Source organism: Acidiphilium sp. C61 (assembly GCF_905116885.1).
GTDB lineage: Bacteria > Pseudomonadota > Alphaproteobacteria > Acetobacterales > Acetobacteraceae > Acidiphilium.
Map to the genome: position 1 here is coordinate 548,794 of NZ_CAJHNI010000005.1, position 17,530 is coordinate 566,323.

The following is a 17,530-nucleotide window of genomic DNA, read 5'->3' on the forward strand; positions in this document are numbered from 1 at the left end:
CGGCCTGCTCCCGGCCGGAAATGGAGGAACTCATGAGCCAAACGGCAGAGCAAGGCTTCGAAAGCGTCTTCACGCTCGAAGCCACCCAGTTGAAATACGGTATCGGCGCGGCTGACGAGCTCGGCTGGGAGGCGAAGCGCCTTGGCCTTCGCCATGTCATCCTCGTCACCGACCCGATGCTGCACCAGTTCGGCCTGATCGAGCGGATCGAGGGAATCCTCGCTGCCGCCGGCATCACCTTCGACCGGTTCGAGGACATCCATGTCGAGCCGACGATCGACAGTTTCGCCCGCGCCGCCGCCTTCGCGGAGGCGCATCCCTGCGACGGGTTCATCGCCCTTGGCGGCGGCTCGACGATCGATACCGCGAAAGTCGCCAATCTGATCAGCACCCATGGCGGGGCGGTGATCGACTATGTGAACCCGCCGATCGGCGGCGGCCGGAAGCCGCCCGGACCGCTGCGGCCGCTGATCGCGCTGCCCACCACCTCCGGCTCCGGGTCGGAGGCGACCACAGTCGCCGTGCTCGACATCCCCGAACTCAAGGTCAAGAGCGGCATCTCGCACCGCTACATGCGGCCGACGCTCGCGATGGTCGACCCCTCCCTCGCGCGGACGACACCCGCCGGCGTCACCGCCTCGGCCGGGCTCGATGTCATCTGCCACGCGGTCGAGAGCTATATCTCGAAACCGTTCAACCAGCGGCCGAAACCAGCTTCGCCGGATGATCGCCCGCCCTATCAGGGCTCCAACCCGGTGGCCGATATCTGGTCGCTGCAGGCAATCGAGTTCGGCGGGAAATATCTCGCCCGCGCCGTGGCCGATGGCGAGGATTACGAGGCGCGCGGGACGATGATGCTCGGCGCCACCATGGCCGGCATCGGCTTCGGCACCGCCGGCGTGCATATCCCCCATGCCTGCGCCTATCCGATCGCGGGGCTCAAGCACGTCTATCACGCGCCAGGCTATTCGCGGAACCACGCCTTCGTGCCGCACGGGTTTTCGGTGATCGTCACCTCGCCGGCTGCTTTCCGCTACACCTATGATGCGGCGCCCGAGAAGCACATCCGCGCCGCCAGCCTGCTGCGCGGCCACGCTATCGAAAACCCCGGCCCGGACTCGCTGCCCGCGGCACTGATCGAGCTGATGAAGGAAGTGGGCGCGCCCTCGGGCATCGCCGAACTCGGCTACACCGAGGCCGATATTCCCGCGATCATCGACGGCGCACTGAAGCAGCAGCGCCTGCTCGCCGGGTCACCCAAGCCGGTGGATGCCGTCATTCTGGAGACGATACTCCGCCAGTCGATGCGCAACTGGTAAACGTCAATAACGAAAGGGCAAGGAAAATGTCAGACATCAGGCTCTACATGTTCAGCTGCGGCACGCTGAAGACCGTGACCGCCTCGATCAAGATGAACCAGGGCAACGATCCCTACGAAATCCCGGTGCCGTGGTTCCTGATCACCCATCCGAAGGGCAATATCGTGATCGATGGCGGCAATGCCGCCGAGGTCGCCGAGGACATGCGGGCGCATTGGGGGGCGGTCTGCGATGTCTACCTGCCGGTGATGTCGCGCGAGGAGGCGTGCCTGCCGCAGTTGCAGAAGCTCGGCATCGATCCGGCCAGCGTGCGCTACGTGCTACAATCGCACCTGCATCTCGACCATACCGGGGCGATCGGCCGGTTTCCGAACGCGACCCATCTCGTGCAGCGGACGGAATATGAATATGCCTACACGCCGGATTGGTTCGCCGCCGGCGGCTATATCCGCAAGGATTTCGACAAGCCCGGCCTGAAATGGCAGTTCCTCAACGGCGCCGCCGATGATTTCTACGATCTCTATGGCGATGGGGTGATCCGCACCGTCTTCACCCCCGGCCACGCGCCGGGGCATCAATCGTTCCTCGTCACCCTGCCGAAGGCGGGACCGATGCTGCTGACGGTGGATGCCGCCTATACGACCGATCACTGGGATGAGAAGGCGCTGCCGGGCTTCCTTGCCAGCACGGTGGATACCGTGCGCTCGGTGCAGAAGCTGCGCACGCTCGCGGAGAAGACCGGTGCGACGGTGGTGACTGGCCATGATCCGATCGCCTGGCCGAGCTTCAAGCACGCGCCTGGATATTACGACTGACTCTGGCCCGTTGCTGAAACGATAAACCCGCCCGGAGATGATCCGGGCGGGCTTTTTTCTTGGTTATCGATAACGTGCGATCAGAACTGCACGCCGCGGGTCAGCGCGCCGTCGACCACGAGGTTGGTGCCGGTGACGAAGCTCGCCGCGGGGCTGGCGAGGAACACCACGCCGCGCGCCACCTCGTCCGGCCGGCCCATGCGCCCGGTCGGGTTGAGGGCGAGCGCCTCCTTGTAGAGCGCGGGATTGCCGTGCTCGATCTTTTCCCATACGCCGCCGGGAAAGTAGGTATTGCCCGGCGAGAGCGCGTTGACGCGGATGCCCTTGCCGGCCAGCTGGAACGACAGACCCTTGGCGTAGTGGATCAGTGCCGCCTTGAACACGCCATAGGGGCCGGCGGCGAAATCCACCTCGCGGCCCGACACCGAGGAAATCACGACGATCGATGCCGCGCCGGATTTTTCAAGGAACGGCATCGCCGCGTTCACCGCGGTGACCGTGCCCATCATGTCGGTCTCGAATTCCGCCCGCCAGGAGGCCTCGTCCTGCCCGATCGACAGCGCCGAGACATTGGCGACGACGATGTCGATCCCGCCAAACTCGGCGCCGACATCGGCAATCCAGGTCGCCAGCGCCGCATGGTCCGAAACGTCCACGGCGCGGCCGGTGACGCGCACGCCCGCCCGGCGCAGCTCCGCCACCGCGCTCTCGACTTCCTGCGCGTTGCGCGCGCAGATTGCGACATCGGTGCCTTCCTGCGCCAGCAGCTCGGCCACCGAGCGACCAATCCCCTTGGTGCCGCCGGTGATGACGGCGCGTTTGCCTTTAAGTCCCAGATCCATGTCAGCCTGTCTCCCCATCGATGTATTTCTTCAGGATACCGGCGCCGACCGTGTAGTTCGGGTCGACGAAATTGCCGAGCCGCACCCGGCCGCACTGGCTCAGCATCATGTAGGCGTCCCACCGGTCGAACCCGTATTCCGCCTCGAGCCAGAGGACGAGATCGCGATAGGCGATGCGCGTCGCGTCCTCCAGCGGCCGGGCCGAGCCGATCGCCATGATGAAATCTTCCCGCTCCAGCCGCGGCCATTCGAGCGCCCAGTTCTTGATCAGGTCGACCCGGATGGTGGTTTCCGAAGCGTATTCGACCGCCGTGCCGCACACTTCGCCATCGCCCTGGCAGGCATGGGCGTCGCCGATGAACAGCCGCGCGCCCGGTGAGCGCACCGGCAGGTAGGTGATGCTGCCCGGCCCCATGTCCGGCAGGTCCATGTTGCCGCCATGCGCGCCGGGCGTCAGCGAGTTGATGCTGTCGATCTCCGGCGAGGTGGAGAGGGTGCCGATATGCGGGGCATAAGGCAGCACGACGCGCGCGCTCCAGCGCACTTCCTTCTCGTTGACCGGCACCTTGCGGGTGATTTCCGGCAGCGGCGGGTTGAGCGTCGCGGTCAGCGCGGTGCCGGTGAGCGCGCCGAATTGCGGGATCATGCAGCAGGTGCCGTGCGGATCCTCGCCGCGCGGGCGCATCCGCTCGATATGGACCGCGATCGCATCGCCGGGTTCCGCGCCCTCAATCATGATCGGGCCGTTCTGCGGATTGACAAAGGGCATGCGCAGGCGACGGCTCGGCTTGTCGCGCTCGGTGCGGATCGCGCCCTCGAAGGCGTCGCGGGTCTCGACCACGATGCGGTCGCCCGGCTCGATTGTCAGCACCGGTTCGGAATAGGGGCCGATCGTGTAGTGATACTGGCCCTGCATCTCCTCGGTGAGCTTGTGGACCCGCGGCTTACGGGCCCAGCCGACGCCGCGCCGTGCCACGATCGAGCTTGCAATCCAGTTCGTCGCCTTCGCCATCATTCCCCTCCATCACCGCGCGACCGCATGGCCCGGCGGGCGCGTGTGCCGTCGTGTCTCGGGCCGGATGATGCGGCCTTCGGGCGCCCCGCGCAATTGCATCCCGCCCCCGGAACCCCACATCCGCCGTCATATCCGTGCCGTCACGAAACAATTTGTCGAAGGAGAAACCGATGGACCTCGCCCTGAGCGGAAAACGCGTGCTGGTGACCGGCGGCTCGAAGGGAATCGGCTTCGCCTGCGCCGCGGCGTTCATCGCCGAGGGGGCGGAGGTCGCGATCTGCTCGCGCCAGCAAGCCAATCTCGATGCGGCGAAGGCGACGTTGCGGGTGGGCGCGGCCTTCGCCACCGATCTGAGCGATCCTGGCCAGGCGGGCGACATGGTGGCGGCGGCCGAGGCCGAACTCGGCCCGATCGACATTCTCGTCAACAGCGCCGGCGCGGCGCGGCGCACCCCGCCCGACGAGCTGACGCCTGCCCATTGGCGGGCTGCGATGGATGCCAAATATTTCAGCTATATCAACGTGATCGATCCGCTGGTCAAGCTGATGGCGGCGCGCGGGCGCGGGGTGATCGTCAATGTGATCGGCAATGGCGGCAAGATCGCCTCGCCGGTGCATCTGGCCGGCGGGGCGGCGAACGCGGCGCTGATGTTGGCGACTGCAGGCCTCGCCACCGCCTATGCGAAACAGGGGGTGCGGGTCGTCGGCCTCAATCCGGGCCTGACCGAGACCGGGCGCGTCGCCGAGGGGCTTGCCTCGGATGCGCGGCTCGCCGGCATCAGCATCGACGAGGCGCGGGCCCGCGGCATTGCCCGCATCCCGCTCGGCCGGATGGCAACGCCGGAGGAGATCGCCAATACGGTGCTGTTTCTCGCCTCGCCTCGCGCCAGCTACGTGACGGGCGTCAACATCACGATGGACGGCGCGGGCACCGCCTGCGTCGTTTGACCACGAAAGGATGGATGACATGACAGACCAGGCCGAGCCGCGTTATCGCCGCGCCCTGATTGTCGGCGCCGGCAGCGGGCTGAGCGCCGCCCTCGCCCGCCGTTTCACCGCCCAGGGGATGAGCGTAGCACTCGCCGCGCGCAATCCCGACAAGCTAGCAGGACTCTGCACCGACATCGGCGCGCAATCCTTCGCCTGCGATGCCGCCGACGCGGCTTCGGTCGCAGCGTTGTTCGAGCGGGTAAATGCCAGCAGCGGCGCGCCGGATGTGGTGGTCTACAACGCCTCGGGACGGGTGCGCGGCCCGGTCGCCTCGCTCGATCCCGAGGCGGTTGCGCGCGCCCTCGCGGTTTCGGCTTTCGGGGGATTTCTCGTCGGCCAGCAAGCGGCGCGGAGAATGCTTGGGACTGGACACGGCGCCATCCTGTTCACCGGCGCCTCGGCCAGCGTGAAGGGCTATGCCGAATCCTCGGCCTTCGCGATGGGCAAGTTCGCCCTGCGTGGCCTTGCCCAGAGCATGGCGCGGGAACTCGCGCCGAAGGGCATCCATATCGCGCATTTCGTCATCGATGGCGGCATCCGCTCCGCCAGCCGCCCGGTGCCGGCGGACGCGCCGGACAGCCTGCTTGACCCGGAGGCCATCGCCGAGACCTATCTCCATGTCCTGCACCAGGCCCGCAGCGCCTGGACATGGGAGATCGAACTCAGGCCGTGGGTCGAGCGGTTCTGACCGGCAGCCGCGCCCGGCGATTGCGCGCGAAGGTGGTTTGACGCATGGTTCGCGCACAAAGAATCCAAAGAATGGGAGCCGTCCATGCTGGGTCTGATGCAGCACCATGAACTGATGATCTCGGACTTTCTGGTCCACGCCGCACGGCATCATCCGCGGGCAGAAATCGTCTCCCGCCTCGCCGGCGGCATTCATCGCCAGACCTGGGTGGATACGGCGCGACGGGCCCGCCAGCTCGCCCGCGCGCTCGGCCGGCTCGGTGTGCGGCCGGGGGATCGCGTCGCCACCCTCGCCTGGAACAGCCACCGCCATGTCGAGCTCTATTTCGCGATTTCCGGCTCGGGCGCCGTGGTCAACACCGTCAATCCGCGCCTCGCACCCGACGATATCGCCTATATCCTCGAACACGCCGAGGATGGCGTGCTGTTTGCCGAGGCCGATTTCGCATCCCTCGTCGAGCAGGTCGCCGGCAAACTGCCGCAGGGCCTGCTCCGCCAGGTGGTGTTTCTCTGCGACGCGGCGGAGTTGCCCGGCATCGCCCTGCCCGCCGGGATTGCGATCACCGATTACGAAAGCCTGATCGACGCCGAGACCGACGACTACGACTGGCCCCGGTTCGACGAGCGGACCGCCAGCGGTCTGTGCTACACCTCCGGCACAACGGGGCGGCCGAAGGGCGTTCTCTATACCCATCGCTCCACCGTGCTGAAGGCGATGGCGGTAAACGCGGCGGATGCGATCGGCCTCAAGGCGAGCGACCGGTTGATGCCGGTGGTGCCGATGTTTCATGTCAATGCCTGGTCCCTGCCCTACGCCGCCGCTGCCGCCGGCACCACTCTCGTGATGCCCGGCCGCTTTCTGGACGGGCAGAGCCTCTATGAGCTGATCGAGGCCGAACGCGTGACCTATGCCTCCGGCGTGCCGACGGTCTGGCTCGGCGTGCTCGCCCATGTGCAGAAAACCGGCGCGCGCTTCACCACGCTCGAACGCATGGCCGTCGGCGGCTCGGCCTGCCCGGAGGCGCTGTTCGATGCGTATGACGCGCTCGGCGTGACCATCGTCCATGCCTGGGGGATGACCGAGAGCAGCCCGATCGCCACGGTGGCGACCCCGGTGCCCGGCGTTGACGCCGCGACCGCGCGGCGGCAGCGGCTGAGCCAGGGGCGGGTGCTGTTCGGGATCGACCTGCGGGCGCGGCGCGGTGCGGAGGAAGTGCCCTGGGACGGCGAGACCGCCGGCGACATCGAGCTGCGCGGCCACTGGGTGACCACCGGCTATTACCGGATGCCGAAGGGCACGACCGAGGATGGCTGGTTTCCAACCGGCGATGTCGGCATGGTCGATCCCGACGGGTTCGTGATTCTGACCGATCGCAGCAAGGATCTGATCAAATCGGGCGGCGAGTGGATCAGCTCGATCGACATCGAGAACATCGCGGTCAGTCACCCGGCGGTCGCCGAGGCGGCGGCGATCGCGGCGAAACACCCGAAATGGGACGAGCGGCCGGTGGTGATCGTCTCCCTCAAACCGGGGGCACACGCCAGCCGCGAGGAACTGCTCGCAGTCTATGAGGGCAAGGTCGCCCGCTGGGCGGTGCCCGACGACGTGATCTTCGTCGACGAACTGCCGCATGGCGCGACCGGCAAGCTCCTCAAGACGGAACTGCGCGCGCGCTACGCCAATTACCTGATCGCCAAGGCGGACAGCACGAAGGGTTAGAGCATCATCCGATCAGATGTGATGGAGCCCTGTCCCATCCATCAGGATCGGATAGGGCTTCATGCGGCGGCACCCTCAGCCGCACAACCGGCGCAGCCCGCGCGCGGCGACCAGCAGCGCTGCGAGATCGGGCATCAGGGCGGCCTCGTGCGCGAGCGTGATGGCGCCTTCGGCGGCATTGCCGAGGGCGAAGCGCAGGGCCGCCGGATCGCCGCCGCCCTCCAGCGCGGCCTCGACCAGCGCGCCCTGGATCTCGTTCAGTTCGTCCGCCAGCGCGCCGACCGCCCGTGTCGTCCAGCCGCTGCCGGCCGAAACGCCGGCAAGCGCCGCGCGCAACGGGTTGAGCATGAAAACCTCGCCCGCGTCGGACCAGATCATGTGCACCATCTGCGGTGCGCGACCGTGCCGGGCCGCGAGGCGAACCACGATCGGCGCCACCATCAGCTCCGGCAGGGCAACGGCGAAGGCGGCGAGCGGTTGCGGCACGCCATGTGCCACAAGGGCGCGCACGTCGTCCGAATCCGCGAGCCGCGCACAGGACGCGGCGGCGAGTTCGGCAAGGCCGGACCGCAGCGCCTCGACCTCCTCGCCGATCTCGCGCAGCTTTGGCCCGGCCAGCAGGGTGCGCGCTGCCGCTTCCTGCAGGCGACGCAAGGCAAGGAGCAACGCCAGGCGCTGCGCCGCCGGCACCGCCATGCCCAGCGCCTCGACCTCGCGGAAACGGTCCGGCAGGTCGAACGCGGCGGCGGCGACCAGTGCCGCCTCCGCGATCGCCGGCGGCTCATGCCCGGATTCGAGGGTGATTCGTCCGAAGGACGCGGCCCCCATCCGGTTGATCAGCTCGTTGGTCACCGCCGTGCCGATCAGCGCGCGGCGCAGCCGGTGCCCGTCGATCTCGGCGCGAAACCGCTCGCGCAGCGTGTGCGGAAAATAACCGGCGAGCAGGTGGCCGAGGGCTGGATCGTCGACCAGCGTCGAGGCGTCGATCGCAGCGCCGACATGCAGCTTGGCATGCGCCATCAGCGTGCAGAGTTCGGGACGGGTCAGCGGCTGGCCGGCGGCCGCGCGCGCCGCCATCGCCACCGCATCCGGCAGGCCGGCCACCGCGCGGTCGAGCACCCCGGCCGCCTCCAACTGGCTCATCAGCGCGTTCTGTGCCGGCAGATCGGCCGCACCGCCGAGTGCATCGAGCGAGATCGCCTGCGATTGCTGGTGATTGTCGCGCAACACGAGCGCGGCCACCTCGTCGGTCATCGAGCCGAGCAGATCGACCCTCTGATGCGCCGTGAGCCGGCCCGCCTCCATCGCGCTCGCCAGCAGGATCTTGATGTTGACCTCATGGTCGGAGGTCGAGACGCCGGCGGAATTGTCGAGCGCGTCGGTGTTCAGCCGCACGCCGGCCTGCGCCGCCTCGATCCGTCCCGCCTGGGTGACGCCGAGATTGGCCCCCTCGCCGATCACCCGCGCGCGGATCTGCCGGCCATCGACGCGGATCGCATCGTTCGCACGATCGCCGGCATCGGCCTGGCTTTCGGTCCCCGCCTTCACATAGGTGCCGATCCCACCGAAATAGAGCAGGTCGACCCGCATGGTCAGGATCGCGCGCATGACCCGCTCGGGCTCGTGCGCGCCGGCATCGAGGCCGAGCATCGCCGCCGCCTGCGCGCTCAGCTCGACGGTCTTGGCGTGGCGCGGAAACACCCCGCCGCCGGCGCTGATCAGTGCCGCGTCGTAATCGGCCCAGGATGAACGCTTCAGCCCGAACAGCCGCCTCCGTTCCGCGTGACTTTTCGCCGGGTCGGGATCGGGGTCGAGGAAGATGTGGCGATGGTCGAAAGCGGCCAGCAGCCTGGTATGGGGGCTGACCAGCAGCCCGTTGCCGAACACGTCGCCCGACATGTCGCCGACGCCGGCGCAGGTGAAATCCTCGCTCTGGATATCGTGGCCGAGCTCGTCAAAATGCCGGGCGATATTCACCCAGGCGCCGCGCGCGGTGATGCCCATTGCCTTGTGGTCGTAGCCGACCGAGCCGCCGGAGGCGAAGGCGTCGCCCAGCCAGAAGCCGCGGGCGACCGCGATCTCGTTGGCAATGTCGCTGAAGGTCGCGGTGCCCTTGTCGGCGGCGACGACGAGATAGGGATCGTCGCCATCGCGCCGGACGATCCGCGGCGGTGTGGTCACGACGCCGCCTTCGAGATTGTCCGTCACGTCGAGCATCGCGTTGATCAGCAGCCGGTAGCAGGCGATGCCCTCGGCCATGAACGCCTCGCGATCGGCATTGGCATCGCCGCTCGGCGCCGGCGGGCGCTTGAGCACGAAGCCGCCCTTGGCGCCGACCGGCACGATGACGACGTTCTTGACCATCTGCGCCTTCATCAGGCTCAGGATCTCGGTGCGGAAATCGTCCCGCCGGTCGGACCAGCGGATGCCGCCGCGCGCGATCATGCCGCCGCGCAGATGGCACCCCTCCATCCGCGCGCCATGCACGAAGATCTCGAACATCGGCCGTGGCAGCGGCATGTCCCCGGCGCGCGCGCTGTCGATCTTGAGGGCGATCACGGGGGTCGCTTCATCGTGGAAATTGGTCCGCAGCACCGCGTCCAGCAGCCGGCGGTAGCGGCGGAGAATGCGGTCCTCCTCGGGATTCGCGACCGCATCGAGCAGGTCGCTCCAGCGCGACTCCAGCGCCGCCTCGGCCTCCTGGGCGCGGGCCCGTTCGGGGTCGAAGCGGAGATGGAACAGCTCGACCAGCAGCCGCGTCGCCGCAGGGTTGGCAGCGAGCGCCGCCTCCACCGCGTTCTGGCTGAACGGTGCCCGCACCTGGCGGCACCATTTGAACATCGCGCGCAACAACCAGACCTCGCGCCAGTCGAGCCCGGCGCGGAGGACCAGGCGGTTGAAGCCGTCGACCTCGGCGCGCTGGTCGGCTTCCGCCTCGATCGCGTCCAGCACCGCGCCAGCCCGTCCGGCAAGGTCGAAGACGGCGCCATCCGCCGTCTCCAGCGTGAGGCGCTGGAGCATCACCGCGCCGTCACGCGCCGCGAGGCGATACGGCACCTCCTCGATCACCCGCAGGCCGAGGCTTTCGATCAGCGGCACGATGTCGGACAGCGCCACCGCCTCGCCGGCGCGGAAGAGCTTGAGCACCACGCGGTCCTCCGCCATGCCGAAGGGCCTGGCGAGGGCGAGGCGAAAGCGGCCGGACGCACGCGCCGCGGCGGCGGCCTCGATATCCCGCACGGCGACATGGGCGGGGGTCGAGGCGGCATATTCCGGCGGGAAGGCATCGCCCCAGCCGGCCAGCGTCGCCGCCGCCGTCATGTCGCCCTGCTCGCCGGCCAGCGCATCGGCCAGCCTTTCGCGGAAGCTGCGGGCTGCCTCCTTCATCGCCGCCTCCAGTGCGGCCACATCCAGCGCCCGCGCCCGCTGCGGGTCGGCGGCGATGATGAAGTTCACCCGTGCCAGCGGCCCATCACCCATCGCGGTCGCGTAGCCGGCGAGCTCGCCGCCCACGGCGCGGTTGATCATCTCCGCGAGGGCGAGGCGCAGCGCCGTGTCGAACCGGTCACGCGGGACGAACACGATGGCCGAGACATGGCGCCCGAATGGATCGCGCCGGAGGAACAGCGCGAGTTCCGGCCGCACCTGCAGCTCCATCACCCGCATCGCCGCGGCGAGGATGTCTTCCGGCGGTCCCTGAAAGAGATCGTCGCGCGGCCAGGTGTCGAGAATGTGCCGCAGCGTCCGGCCGTCATGCCCGGAGAGGCCGACGCCCGAATCCTGCATGATCCGCTCCACCTTCTCGCGCAGCATCGGAATGCTGCGAGGGTTGCGGTTGTAGGAATCGGGCGCGAACAGGCCGGCGAACAGGGTGAGACCGACCGGCCGACCCTGCGCGTCGCAGCGCTTCACCACGACGACATCATAGAGCTGGGACCTCTGCACGCGGCTGCGGATGTCGGCCTTGGCGACGGCGACGCGGCCAAACCGGTCGAGCGCCTCCTCCGCCACCGCCTGCCACGACCCATCATCGCGCAGGATGTCGAACAGCGCGACCTCTTGCCCGCGCAGCACGCCAAGCCCCCCGGCGGCGGGGATGAGGGCGAGGTCCGGCCCGAAGCCGATCTGCCGCACGCCGAGCAGGATGAAATTGTCATCGGCGATCCAGCCCAGCAGGTCGCGCTCCGGCCCTTCGGCCAGTTCGGCGAGTTGCGCGGCGAGCTGTTGGCTCATCACGGCAGCATCGGCCACGGCGGCTTCGGCATCCTCCATCGCGCGGCCGATCTCGCTGCCGATCGTCTCGAGCCGGGCCGGATCGGTCTCGGGGCCGAACGCGACCTGGATCATCGATTCCGCAGCGCCGGCACCGATGCGCCGCAGCGCCCCGGCCTCGTCGCGCTCGACCGCGAGCACCGGATGCACCAGCGCATGCACGGGCAGATCGAAACGTTGCAGCACCGCAAGGGCGGATTCGACGAGAAACGGCCGGTCGTCGTTGATCAGCTCCAGCACGGCGTTCGCATGGCCCCAGCCCTCGCCGCCGCCGCGCGGGTTGAAGACCCGCAGCCGGCTTTCGCCCGGCCGGCGTTCCCGGGCAAAGGACCAGAGCGACAGCGCTGCCGCCGCAACCTCCTCCGCCGGCCGCGCCGCGAGATCCGCCGTCGCGATCCCCGCCGCGTAATGATCGAGGAAGATGCAGGCCGCCTCCGCCTGCGGCCCGTGCAGGCCGCGCCGGATGGCAGCGGCGACGCCACCGAGAAGCGCCTCGCGCCCAGGCCCCTGCCGCGCGCCCACGAGACCGTCCTTGCCGCCCGACACGCCGTCCGCGGGGCTCATGACCGACCCTCGCCGCAATCACGAGCGCGATCCCGAGAGGGGGCCGGAATGACGCACGGAATTCGCCTTGCGCCGGACATCGCCGCCGCCTCTCCGACACTGGTCGCTGGCTCGAGCATGACGCGCTTCCCTTCGTCCGCCGTGTCGGCGAACTGTCCAACCGGGCCGGAAGCTTGTCAATTCACGTCTCCCGCAGCTTGCCTCTCGCCCCGCACGTCCGGTTTGATCCGGCTCAAGGCGGGCGGAGCCGGGAGGGCTAGAGCTCTTTCCGATCCGGTTGGATCGGATGTAGTGCTCTATCATATTGATAAGCCGAGCATCTTTATCCGATCAGATGAGTCCATCTGATCGGATGATGCTCTAGACTGTCGGCGCAACCTTCAGGGCCAGACGGACATGGACATCAGGCGCGAGCACAAGATCAATTTCTGGTTTCTGATCGCGGCGATGATCGGCGTGCTGCTGATCCAGACCCTCATCGCCCGCCCGCCGGATGTGCGCACCATCCCGTACAGCACGTTTCTCTCGCTGGTGAAGTCCGGCGGGGTGACCGACCTGCGGATCGACCAGGACAGGATCACCGGCCGCTTCACCAATCCCGCGCCCAAGACGCCGGCAACCTTCGAGACCAACCGCGTCGATCCCGCACTGGCAACGACGCTCGGGGCCGCGGGCATCAGCTTCGCCGCCACACCCGGCCCCACGCTGATCGAGCGCGCGCTCGGCTGGATCCTGCCGGTGTTTCTCTTCGGGCTCATCTGGCTGTTCCTGATCCGCCGCATGGCCGGGGACTCCGGCGTCGGCGGCATGATGTCGATCGGCAAGAGCCGGGCGAAAATCTATGTCGAGAAGGACATCAAGGTGACGTTCGCCGACGTGGCGGGGGTCGACGAGGCGAAGGCCGAGTTGCAGGAGGTGGTCGATTTCCTGCGAAACCCGAAGGAATACGGGCGGCTTGGCGCCCGCGTCCCGAAGGGGATTCTGCTCGTCGGCCCTCCGGGCACCGGCAAGACGCTGCTGGCCCGCGCCGTCGCCGGCGAGGCGGGGGTGACGTTCTTCTCGATTTCAGGGTCGGAATTCGTCGAGATGTTCGTCGGCGTCGGCGCGGCCCGTGTGCGCGACCTGTTCGAGCAGGCGCGGCGGCAAGCGCCGGCGATCGTGTTCATCGACGAGCTTGACGCACTCGGCCGCGCGCGGGGCGGCATCTTCACCGGCGGCGGGCATGACGAGAAGGAGCAGACGCTGAACCAGTTGCTCACCGAGCTCGACGGGTTCGACAGCAGCACCGGCGTCGTTCTCCTCGCCGCAACCAACCGCCCCGAGATTCTCGACGCGGCGCTGCTGCGCGCCGGCCGGTTCGACCGCCAGGTCCTGGTCGACCGGCCCGACCGCACGGGACGCATCGCCATTCTGGGCATCCACGCGAAGCGGATCACCCTGGCCGCGGATGTCTCGATCGAACAGGTCGCGGCGCTGACCCCGGGCTTTACCGGTGCCGATCTCGCCAATCTGGTGAACGAGGCCGCCTTGCTCGCCACCCGCCGCCGGGCCGATGCCGTGACGCTGGAGGATTTCAATCAGGCGATCGAGCGGATCGTCGCCGGGCTGGAGAAACGCAACCGGCTGCTCAACCCGCATGAGCGGGATATCGTCGCCCATCACGAAACCGGCCATGCGCTGGTCGCCATGGCGTTGCCGGGCGCCGATCCGGTGCAGAAGATCTCGATCATCCCGCGTGGGATCGCCGCCCTCGGCTACACGATCCAGCGCCCGCTGGAGGATCGCTACCTGATGGACCGGCGGGAGCTGTTTCAGCGGATGACGGTGCTGCTGGCCGGGCGGGCGGCCGAATCGCTGGTGTTCGACGAGGTCTCGACCGGGGCCGCGGACGATTTCGTGAAGGCCACCGAAATCGCCCGCAGCATGGTGCTGCGCTACGGCATGGTGCCCGAGCTGGGGCTGGTCGCCTATGAAGCGGATTCCGGCAGTGCCTGGCTCGGCGGTGCGGCATCCGCCGATCTCCGGCAGCGCCGCTATGGCGAGCGGACGGCGGATGCGATCGATGCCGCCGTGCGGGAGATTCTCGATACCGCCTTCGAGGCGGCGCGGCTGATCCTGCGGCAGAACCGCGCCCTGCTCGACGAGGTGGCGGACGACCTGCTGCGCCGGGAAACGCTCGCCGCCGCCGAGCTCAGGCTCGTCGAGGCCCGGGTGGTCCGGCCCTCCGCCCTGCCCTTCCTGCCGGCGCCGGATCAGCCGCCGGCGGCGGCGAGCGTCACCACGATCGGGTGATGGTCCGAACTGCCGCGCGCGAGCACCCGCGTCTCGTGCGCCTGCAGGCCGCGCACCATGCAGCGGTCGAGCCGGAACGGCACCATCTCGCCGGCGCGGCAGGTGGTCTGACGCGGCCCGACATCGCGAAACCCCCTGAGGCGGATCGGGCCGACCGCGTTGTAATCGCCAAGGATCGCCGCCGGACCATCGAGATGGCGGGCGATGTGACGAAGTTGCAGCCGGTTGAGCATCTGGCCGTGCGAGAGATGAACGTTGGCAAATGTGATCCCGCCCGCCTCCACCAGCAAGGCGAGGCGCGGCGGCACCCGGCCGGGCATCACGGAGGCGGGCAGCCGCACCGTTCCGGGCTCGGCCAGCTTCACCGGGCTCCATGCCGCAAGCCCATAGATCCGCCCCTGCATCGGCGCGCGATAGAACCAGCCGCCGCAGAGATCCGTCACCTGCGCGATCGATTCGGTGGCCTCCTGCATCAGCATCAGGTCGGGGCTGTATTCATCGATCAGCGCCGCGACCTCGCGAGCCTCGGCGCCAACCCGGCGAAGCAGGTTCCAGCTGATCAACCGCATCCGCACGCCTCCCGTGATCCACGCGGCGGGACCGGCCTGCCGCGGGTTACCTCAGGGGATATGGTGGCAACGCCCCGATCTTGTGTATGCATGTCGGCATGGCAGCCCATGACGGATGGCGCGGATGCCGCCGCTGATCCTCCTGGCTCTGGCGATCCATGTCGGCATCGCCATCGCGGTGACGCGGCACGCCCTGCTGCGCAAGGCGGATGTGCGGGCGGCTCTCGGCTGGATCGCGGTGGCCTGGCTGTCGGCAATCATCGGCGGCCCGCTCTACTTCGCCTTCGGCATCAACCGGATCAACCGGCGCGCGGGGCGTCTTTCGGCGCAGGCGGAAACCCGCGGCGTCCGCTTCGGCGATGCAGCACCACCCGACGCCCCGCCGCCGCTGCAGGCATTGGCCCGGGTCGGCCAGCGCGTCACTGGCGTCGCGGTACGGCAAGGCAACGCCATCGCGATCCTGCATGGCGGGGACAGGGCCTATCCCGCCATGCTGGAGGCGATCGGCGGGGCGCAACACAGCGTCGCCCTCGCCTCCTACATCTTCCGCCATGACGATGTCGGCCGCCGCTTCATCGCGGCGCTGGCGGCGGCGCAGGCGCGCGGGGTCGCAGTGCGCGTTCTCGTCGACGGCGTGGGTGGCGGCTGGCTGCGCGCACCGGCGATCCGCGCGCTGCGCCGCGCCGGCGTGCCATGCGCGAAATTTCTCCACAGCTGGGCGCCCTGGCGCATGCCGCTGCTCAACCTGCGCAACCACAAGAAGCTGCTGATCATCGACGGCGAAGCCGGCTTTACCGGCGGGCTGAACATCGGCGCCGAGAATCTCGCGCATGGCGAGGCCCGGAAGCGGGTGGACGATGTTCACCTGCGCATCGACGGGCCGCTCGCCCGGCAATTGATGGCGAGTTTCGCGCAGGACTGGCTGTTCACCACTGGCGAGGCGCTGGAGGACGAGGCCTGGTGGCCGGAGATCGCGGATGCCGGTGCGACCCCGGCGCGCGGCATTCGCTCCGGGCCGGACGGTGACCTGTTCAATCTCGAGACGGTCCTCGGCGCCGCGCTGACCCTCGCCACGCGCCGGATCAGGATCGTCACCCCCTATTTCCTGCCCGATACGCGGCTGGAATTCGCCCTTGCCCAGGCGGCGCTGCGCGGGGTGGACCTGCAGATCGTTATCCCGGCGCGGAGCGATCACCGGCTGATGGACTGGGCGATGCGCGCCCATCTGCGCTTTTTCCCCGCCATCCGCCCGCATGTCAGGCTCGGCGCTGCGCCCTTCAACCACGCCAAGCTGGTCACGATCGATGGCGCCTGGTGCCTCATCGGCAGTTCGAACTGGGATACGCGGAGCCTGCGGCTGAATTTCGAGTTCGACGTCGAATGCTACGATCCCCGGGTCTGCGCCGAGATCGATGCGCTGATCGACGGCAAGGTTGCAGCCGCGGCGGCACTGTCGCCGATGCCGGTATCGGCAGGTCTAGCGCCGCTGCGCGACGCGGCGGCGAGACTGCTCCTGCCCTATCTCTGAGGCGACCACCACATCGCCGATCCCGGTGCAGGCGTCAGGTCGGGGCAGGATAATGCTCTAGGACAGCAACCCGAGCGCGGTGCGGGTCAGCTCGCCATCCGGGCGGCGCAGCGCGTCCAGGATGGTGAAATGATCGGCGCCCGCGACCGGCACCAGCGGCCCCGGCGCATGGCTCGCCGCGCGCAGGGCGTGCAGGTCGCGACTATCGCTGACCAGAGCCGCGAGTTCCCGGCTTCCATAGGCGATGGCGAGCGGCTTGGCGACCGCCGGCAGCCGGAGCGGCGAAAGCGCGGCCACCTGCTCATCGGTGAGGTGGAGCTTCTCGTCGAGATAGGTATCGCGCAGCGGCCCGAGCTCGAACACGCCGGAAATGGCGAGCCCGGCCGTCACGCGCCGATGGTTGAGCCCCATCGCCGCGAGATGCCCGCCGGCCGACCAACCCGAGAGCACCACCTTGCCGGACACGCCATGGGCGGCGCCGTGGACAGCGAGCCAGTCCAGCGCCTGATTGATCTCGGCGACGATCTCGGCAAGCGTGGCCTCCGGTGCGAGCGTGTAGCCGGGCAAGGCGCAGGACCAGCCATGCGCGCGCACGCCCTCGGCGAGGCAGGCGAAATCCTCCCGCCGGTTACGCTGCCAGTATCCGCCGTGAATGAACACGAGGCAGGGGGCATCAGCGGTCCCGGCCGGGTAGATGTCCCACAGATTGCGCTCGCGCGGGCCGTAGCGGAGGTCGAGCGCCTCGGCGTGGCGGGCGCGGTATTCACGGGAGGCGGCGATCCGCGCCTCGTTCAGCGCCGGGCTTTCCGGTACCGCCGAGCTGTTGTCATAGGCGCGGTCGCGCTCGATGCGGCTCATCCGGCCCCATTCGGCACAGAGCCCGCGCAAGGGCGGCATGGTCATGTGTTGTCTCTCCCG

The 17,530-nt window shown here is 68.6% G+C and carries 12 protein-coding genes; 7 read left to right on the forward strand and 5 right to left on the reverse strand.

From position 1 onward, the window contains the following. The first annotated feature begins 32 nt into the window (after positions 1-32). Both HUW10_RS05375 and attM read left to right on the forward strand, forming a co-directional pair. On the forward strand, positions 33-1,319 hold the full coding sequence (locus HUW10_RS05375) for a hydroxyacid-oxoacid transhydrogenase (RefSeq protein ID WP_236656225.1): 1,287 nt from the start codon (positions 33-35) through the stop codon (positions 1,317-1,319). 26 nt (positions 1,320-1,345) lie between these two features. After that, positions 1,346-2,134 (forward strand): N-acyl homoserine lactonase AttM, encoded by a 789-nt coding sequence (gene attM / locus HUW10_RS05380; RefSeq protein WP_174502571.1) that lies wholly within the window; start codon positions 1,346-1,348, stop codon positions 2,132-2,134. 80 nt (positions 2,135-2,214) lie between these two features. Here attM and HUW10_RS05385 read toward each other — a convergent pair whose 3' ends face one another. Beyond that, positions 2,215-2,976 (reverse strand): SDR family NAD(P)-dependent oxidoreductase, encoded by a 762-nt coding sequence (locus HUW10_RS05385; RefSeq protein WP_174502572.1) that lies wholly within the window; start codon positions 2,974-2,976, stop codon positions 2,215-2,217. Position 2,977: 1 nt separating this feature from the next. Continuing rightward, complete coding sequence (locus HUW10_RS05390) at positions 2,978-3,988, reverse strand: acetamidase/formamidase family protein (protein ID WP_174502573.1); 1,011 nt, start codon at positions 3,986-3,988, stop codon at positions 2,978-2,980. 173 nt (positions 3,989-4,161) lie between these two features. On the opposite strand from HUW10_RS05390, the gene HUW10_RS05395 reads away from it, so the two are divergent. The 3 genes from HUW10_RS05395 to HUW10_RS05405 all read left to right on the forward strand — a co-directional run bounded on the left by HUW10_RS05395 (position 4,162) and on the right by HUW10_RS05405 (position 7,387). Continuing rightward, positions 4,162-4,938 carry an SDR family oxidoreductase gene (locus tag HUW10_RS05395; RefSeq protein ID WP_174502574.1) on the forward strand — a complete coding sequence of 259 codons (777 nt, stop codon included), beginning with the start codon at positions 4,162-4,164 and terminating at the stop codon, positions 4,936-4,938. 19 nt (positions 4,939-4,957) lie between these two features. Next, positions 4,958-5,668: an SDR family NAD(P)-dependent oxidoreductase gene (locus HUW10_RS05400; RefSeq protein ID WP_174502575.1), complete on the forward strand. Its 711-nt coding sequence runs from the start codon at positions 4,958-4,960 to the stop codon at positions 5,666-5,668. Between the two features lie 84 nt (positions 5,669-5,752). Further along, positions 5,753-7,387, forward strand: a complete 1,635-nt coding sequence (locus tag HUW10_RS05405) for a long-chain-fatty-acid--CoA ligase (RefSeq protein ID WP_174502576.1) — start codon at positions 5,753-5,755, stop codon at positions 7,385-7,387. A 75-nt stretch (positions 7,388-7,462) separates the two neighbouring features. Here HUW10_RS05405 and HUW10_RS05410 read toward each other — a convergent pair whose 3' ends face one another. Beyond that, positions 7,463-12,223 carry an NAD-glutamate dehydrogenase domain-containing protein gene (locus HUW10_RS05410; RefSeq protein ID WP_174502577.1) on the reverse strand — a complete coding sequence of 1,587 codons (4,761 nt, stop codon included), beginning with the start codon at positions 12,221-12,223 and terminating at the stop codon, positions 7,463-7,465. A 396-nt stretch (positions 12,224-12,619) separates the two neighbouring features. Here HUW10_RS05410 and ftsH point away from each other — a divergent pair, with 396 nt between their 5' ends. Then, complete coding sequence (ftsH, locus tag HUW10_RS05415) at positions 12,620-14,515, forward strand: ATP-dependent zinc metalloprotease FtsH (RefSeq protein ID WP_174502578.1); 1,896 nt, start codon at positions 12,620-12,622, stop codon at positions 14,513-14,515. Here ftsH and HUW10_RS05420 read toward each other — a convergent pair. Then, positions 14,476-15,084 carry an endonuclease/exonuclease/phosphatase family protein gene (locus HUW10_RS05420; RefSeq protein WP_174502579.1) on the reverse strand — a complete coding sequence of 203 codons (609 nt, stop codon included), beginning with the start codon at positions 15,082-15,084 and terminating at the stop codon, positions 14,476-14,478. The genes ftsH and HUW10_RS05420 overlap by 40 nt on opposite strands. Before the next feature lie 124 nt (positions 15,085-15,208). Here HUW10_RS05420 and HUW10_RS05425 point away from each other — a divergent pair, with 124 nt between their 5' ends. After that, positions 15,209-16,612, forward strand: a complete 1,404-nt coding sequence (locus tag HUW10_RS05425) for a phosphatidylserine/phosphatidylglycerophosphate/cardiolipin synthase family protein (RefSeq protein WP_174502580.1) — start codon at positions 15,209-15,211, stop codon at positions 16,610-16,612. A 57-nt stretch (positions 16,613-16,669) separates the two neighbouring features. Here HUW10_RS05425 and HUW10_RS05430 read toward each other — a convergent pair whose 3' ends face one another. Beyond that, positions 16,670-17,515, reverse strand: coding sequence for an alpha/beta hydrolase (locus HUW10_RS05430; protein ID WP_174502581.1), 846 nt, complete (start codon positions 17,513-17,515; stop codon positions 16,670-16,672). Between the last annotated feature and the right edge of the window lie 15 nt (positions 17,516-17,530).

Coding starts and splice junctions, on each gene's coding strand:
- HUW10_RS05375 (WP_236656225.1), top strand. CDS start 33: ATGAGCCAAACGGCAGAGCAAGGCTTCGAAAGCGTCTTCACGCTCGAA.
- attM (WP_174502571.1), top strand. CDS start 1,346: ATGTCAGACATCAGGCTCTACATGTTCAGCTGCGGCACGCTGAAGACC.
- HUW10_RS05385 (WP_174502572.1), bottom strand. CDS start 2,976: ATGGATCTGGGACTTAAAGGCAAACGCGCCGTCATCACCGGCGGCACC.
- HUW10_RS05390 (WP_174502573.1), bottom strand. CDS start 3,988: ATGGCGAAGGCGACGAACTGGATTGCAAGCTCGATCGTGGCACGGCGC.
- HUW10_RS05395 (WP_174502574.1), top strand. CDS start 4,162: ATGGACCTCGCCCTGAGCGGAAAACGCGTGCTGGTGACCGGCGGCTCG.
- HUW10_RS05400 (WP_174502575.1), top strand. CDS start 4,958: ATGACAGACCAGGCCGAGCCGCGTTATCGCCGCGCCCTGATTGTCGGC.
- HUW10_RS05405 (WP_174502576.1), top strand. CDS start 5,753: ATGCTGGGTCTGATGCAGCACCATGAACTGATGATCTCGGACTTTCTG.
- HUW10_RS05410 (WP_174502577.1), bottom strand. CDS start 12,223: ATGAGCCCCGCGGACGGCGTGTCGGGCGGCAAGGACGGTCTCGTGGGC.
- ftsH (WP_174502578.1), top strand. CDS start 12,620: ATGGACATCAGGCGCGAGCACAAGATCAATTTCTGGTTTCTGATCGCG.
- HUW10_RS05420 (WP_174502579.1), bottom strand. CDS start 15,084: ATGCGGTTGATCAGCTGGAACCTGCTTCGCCGGGTTGGCGCCGAGGCT.
- HUW10_RS05425 (WP_174502580.1), top strand. CDS start 15,209: ATGCCGCCGCTGATCCTCCTGGCTCTGGCGATCCATGTCGGCATCGCC.
- HUW10_RS05430 (WP_174502581.1), bottom strand. CDS start 17,515: ATGACCATGCCGCCCTTGCGCGGGCTCTGTGCCGAATGGGGCCGGATG.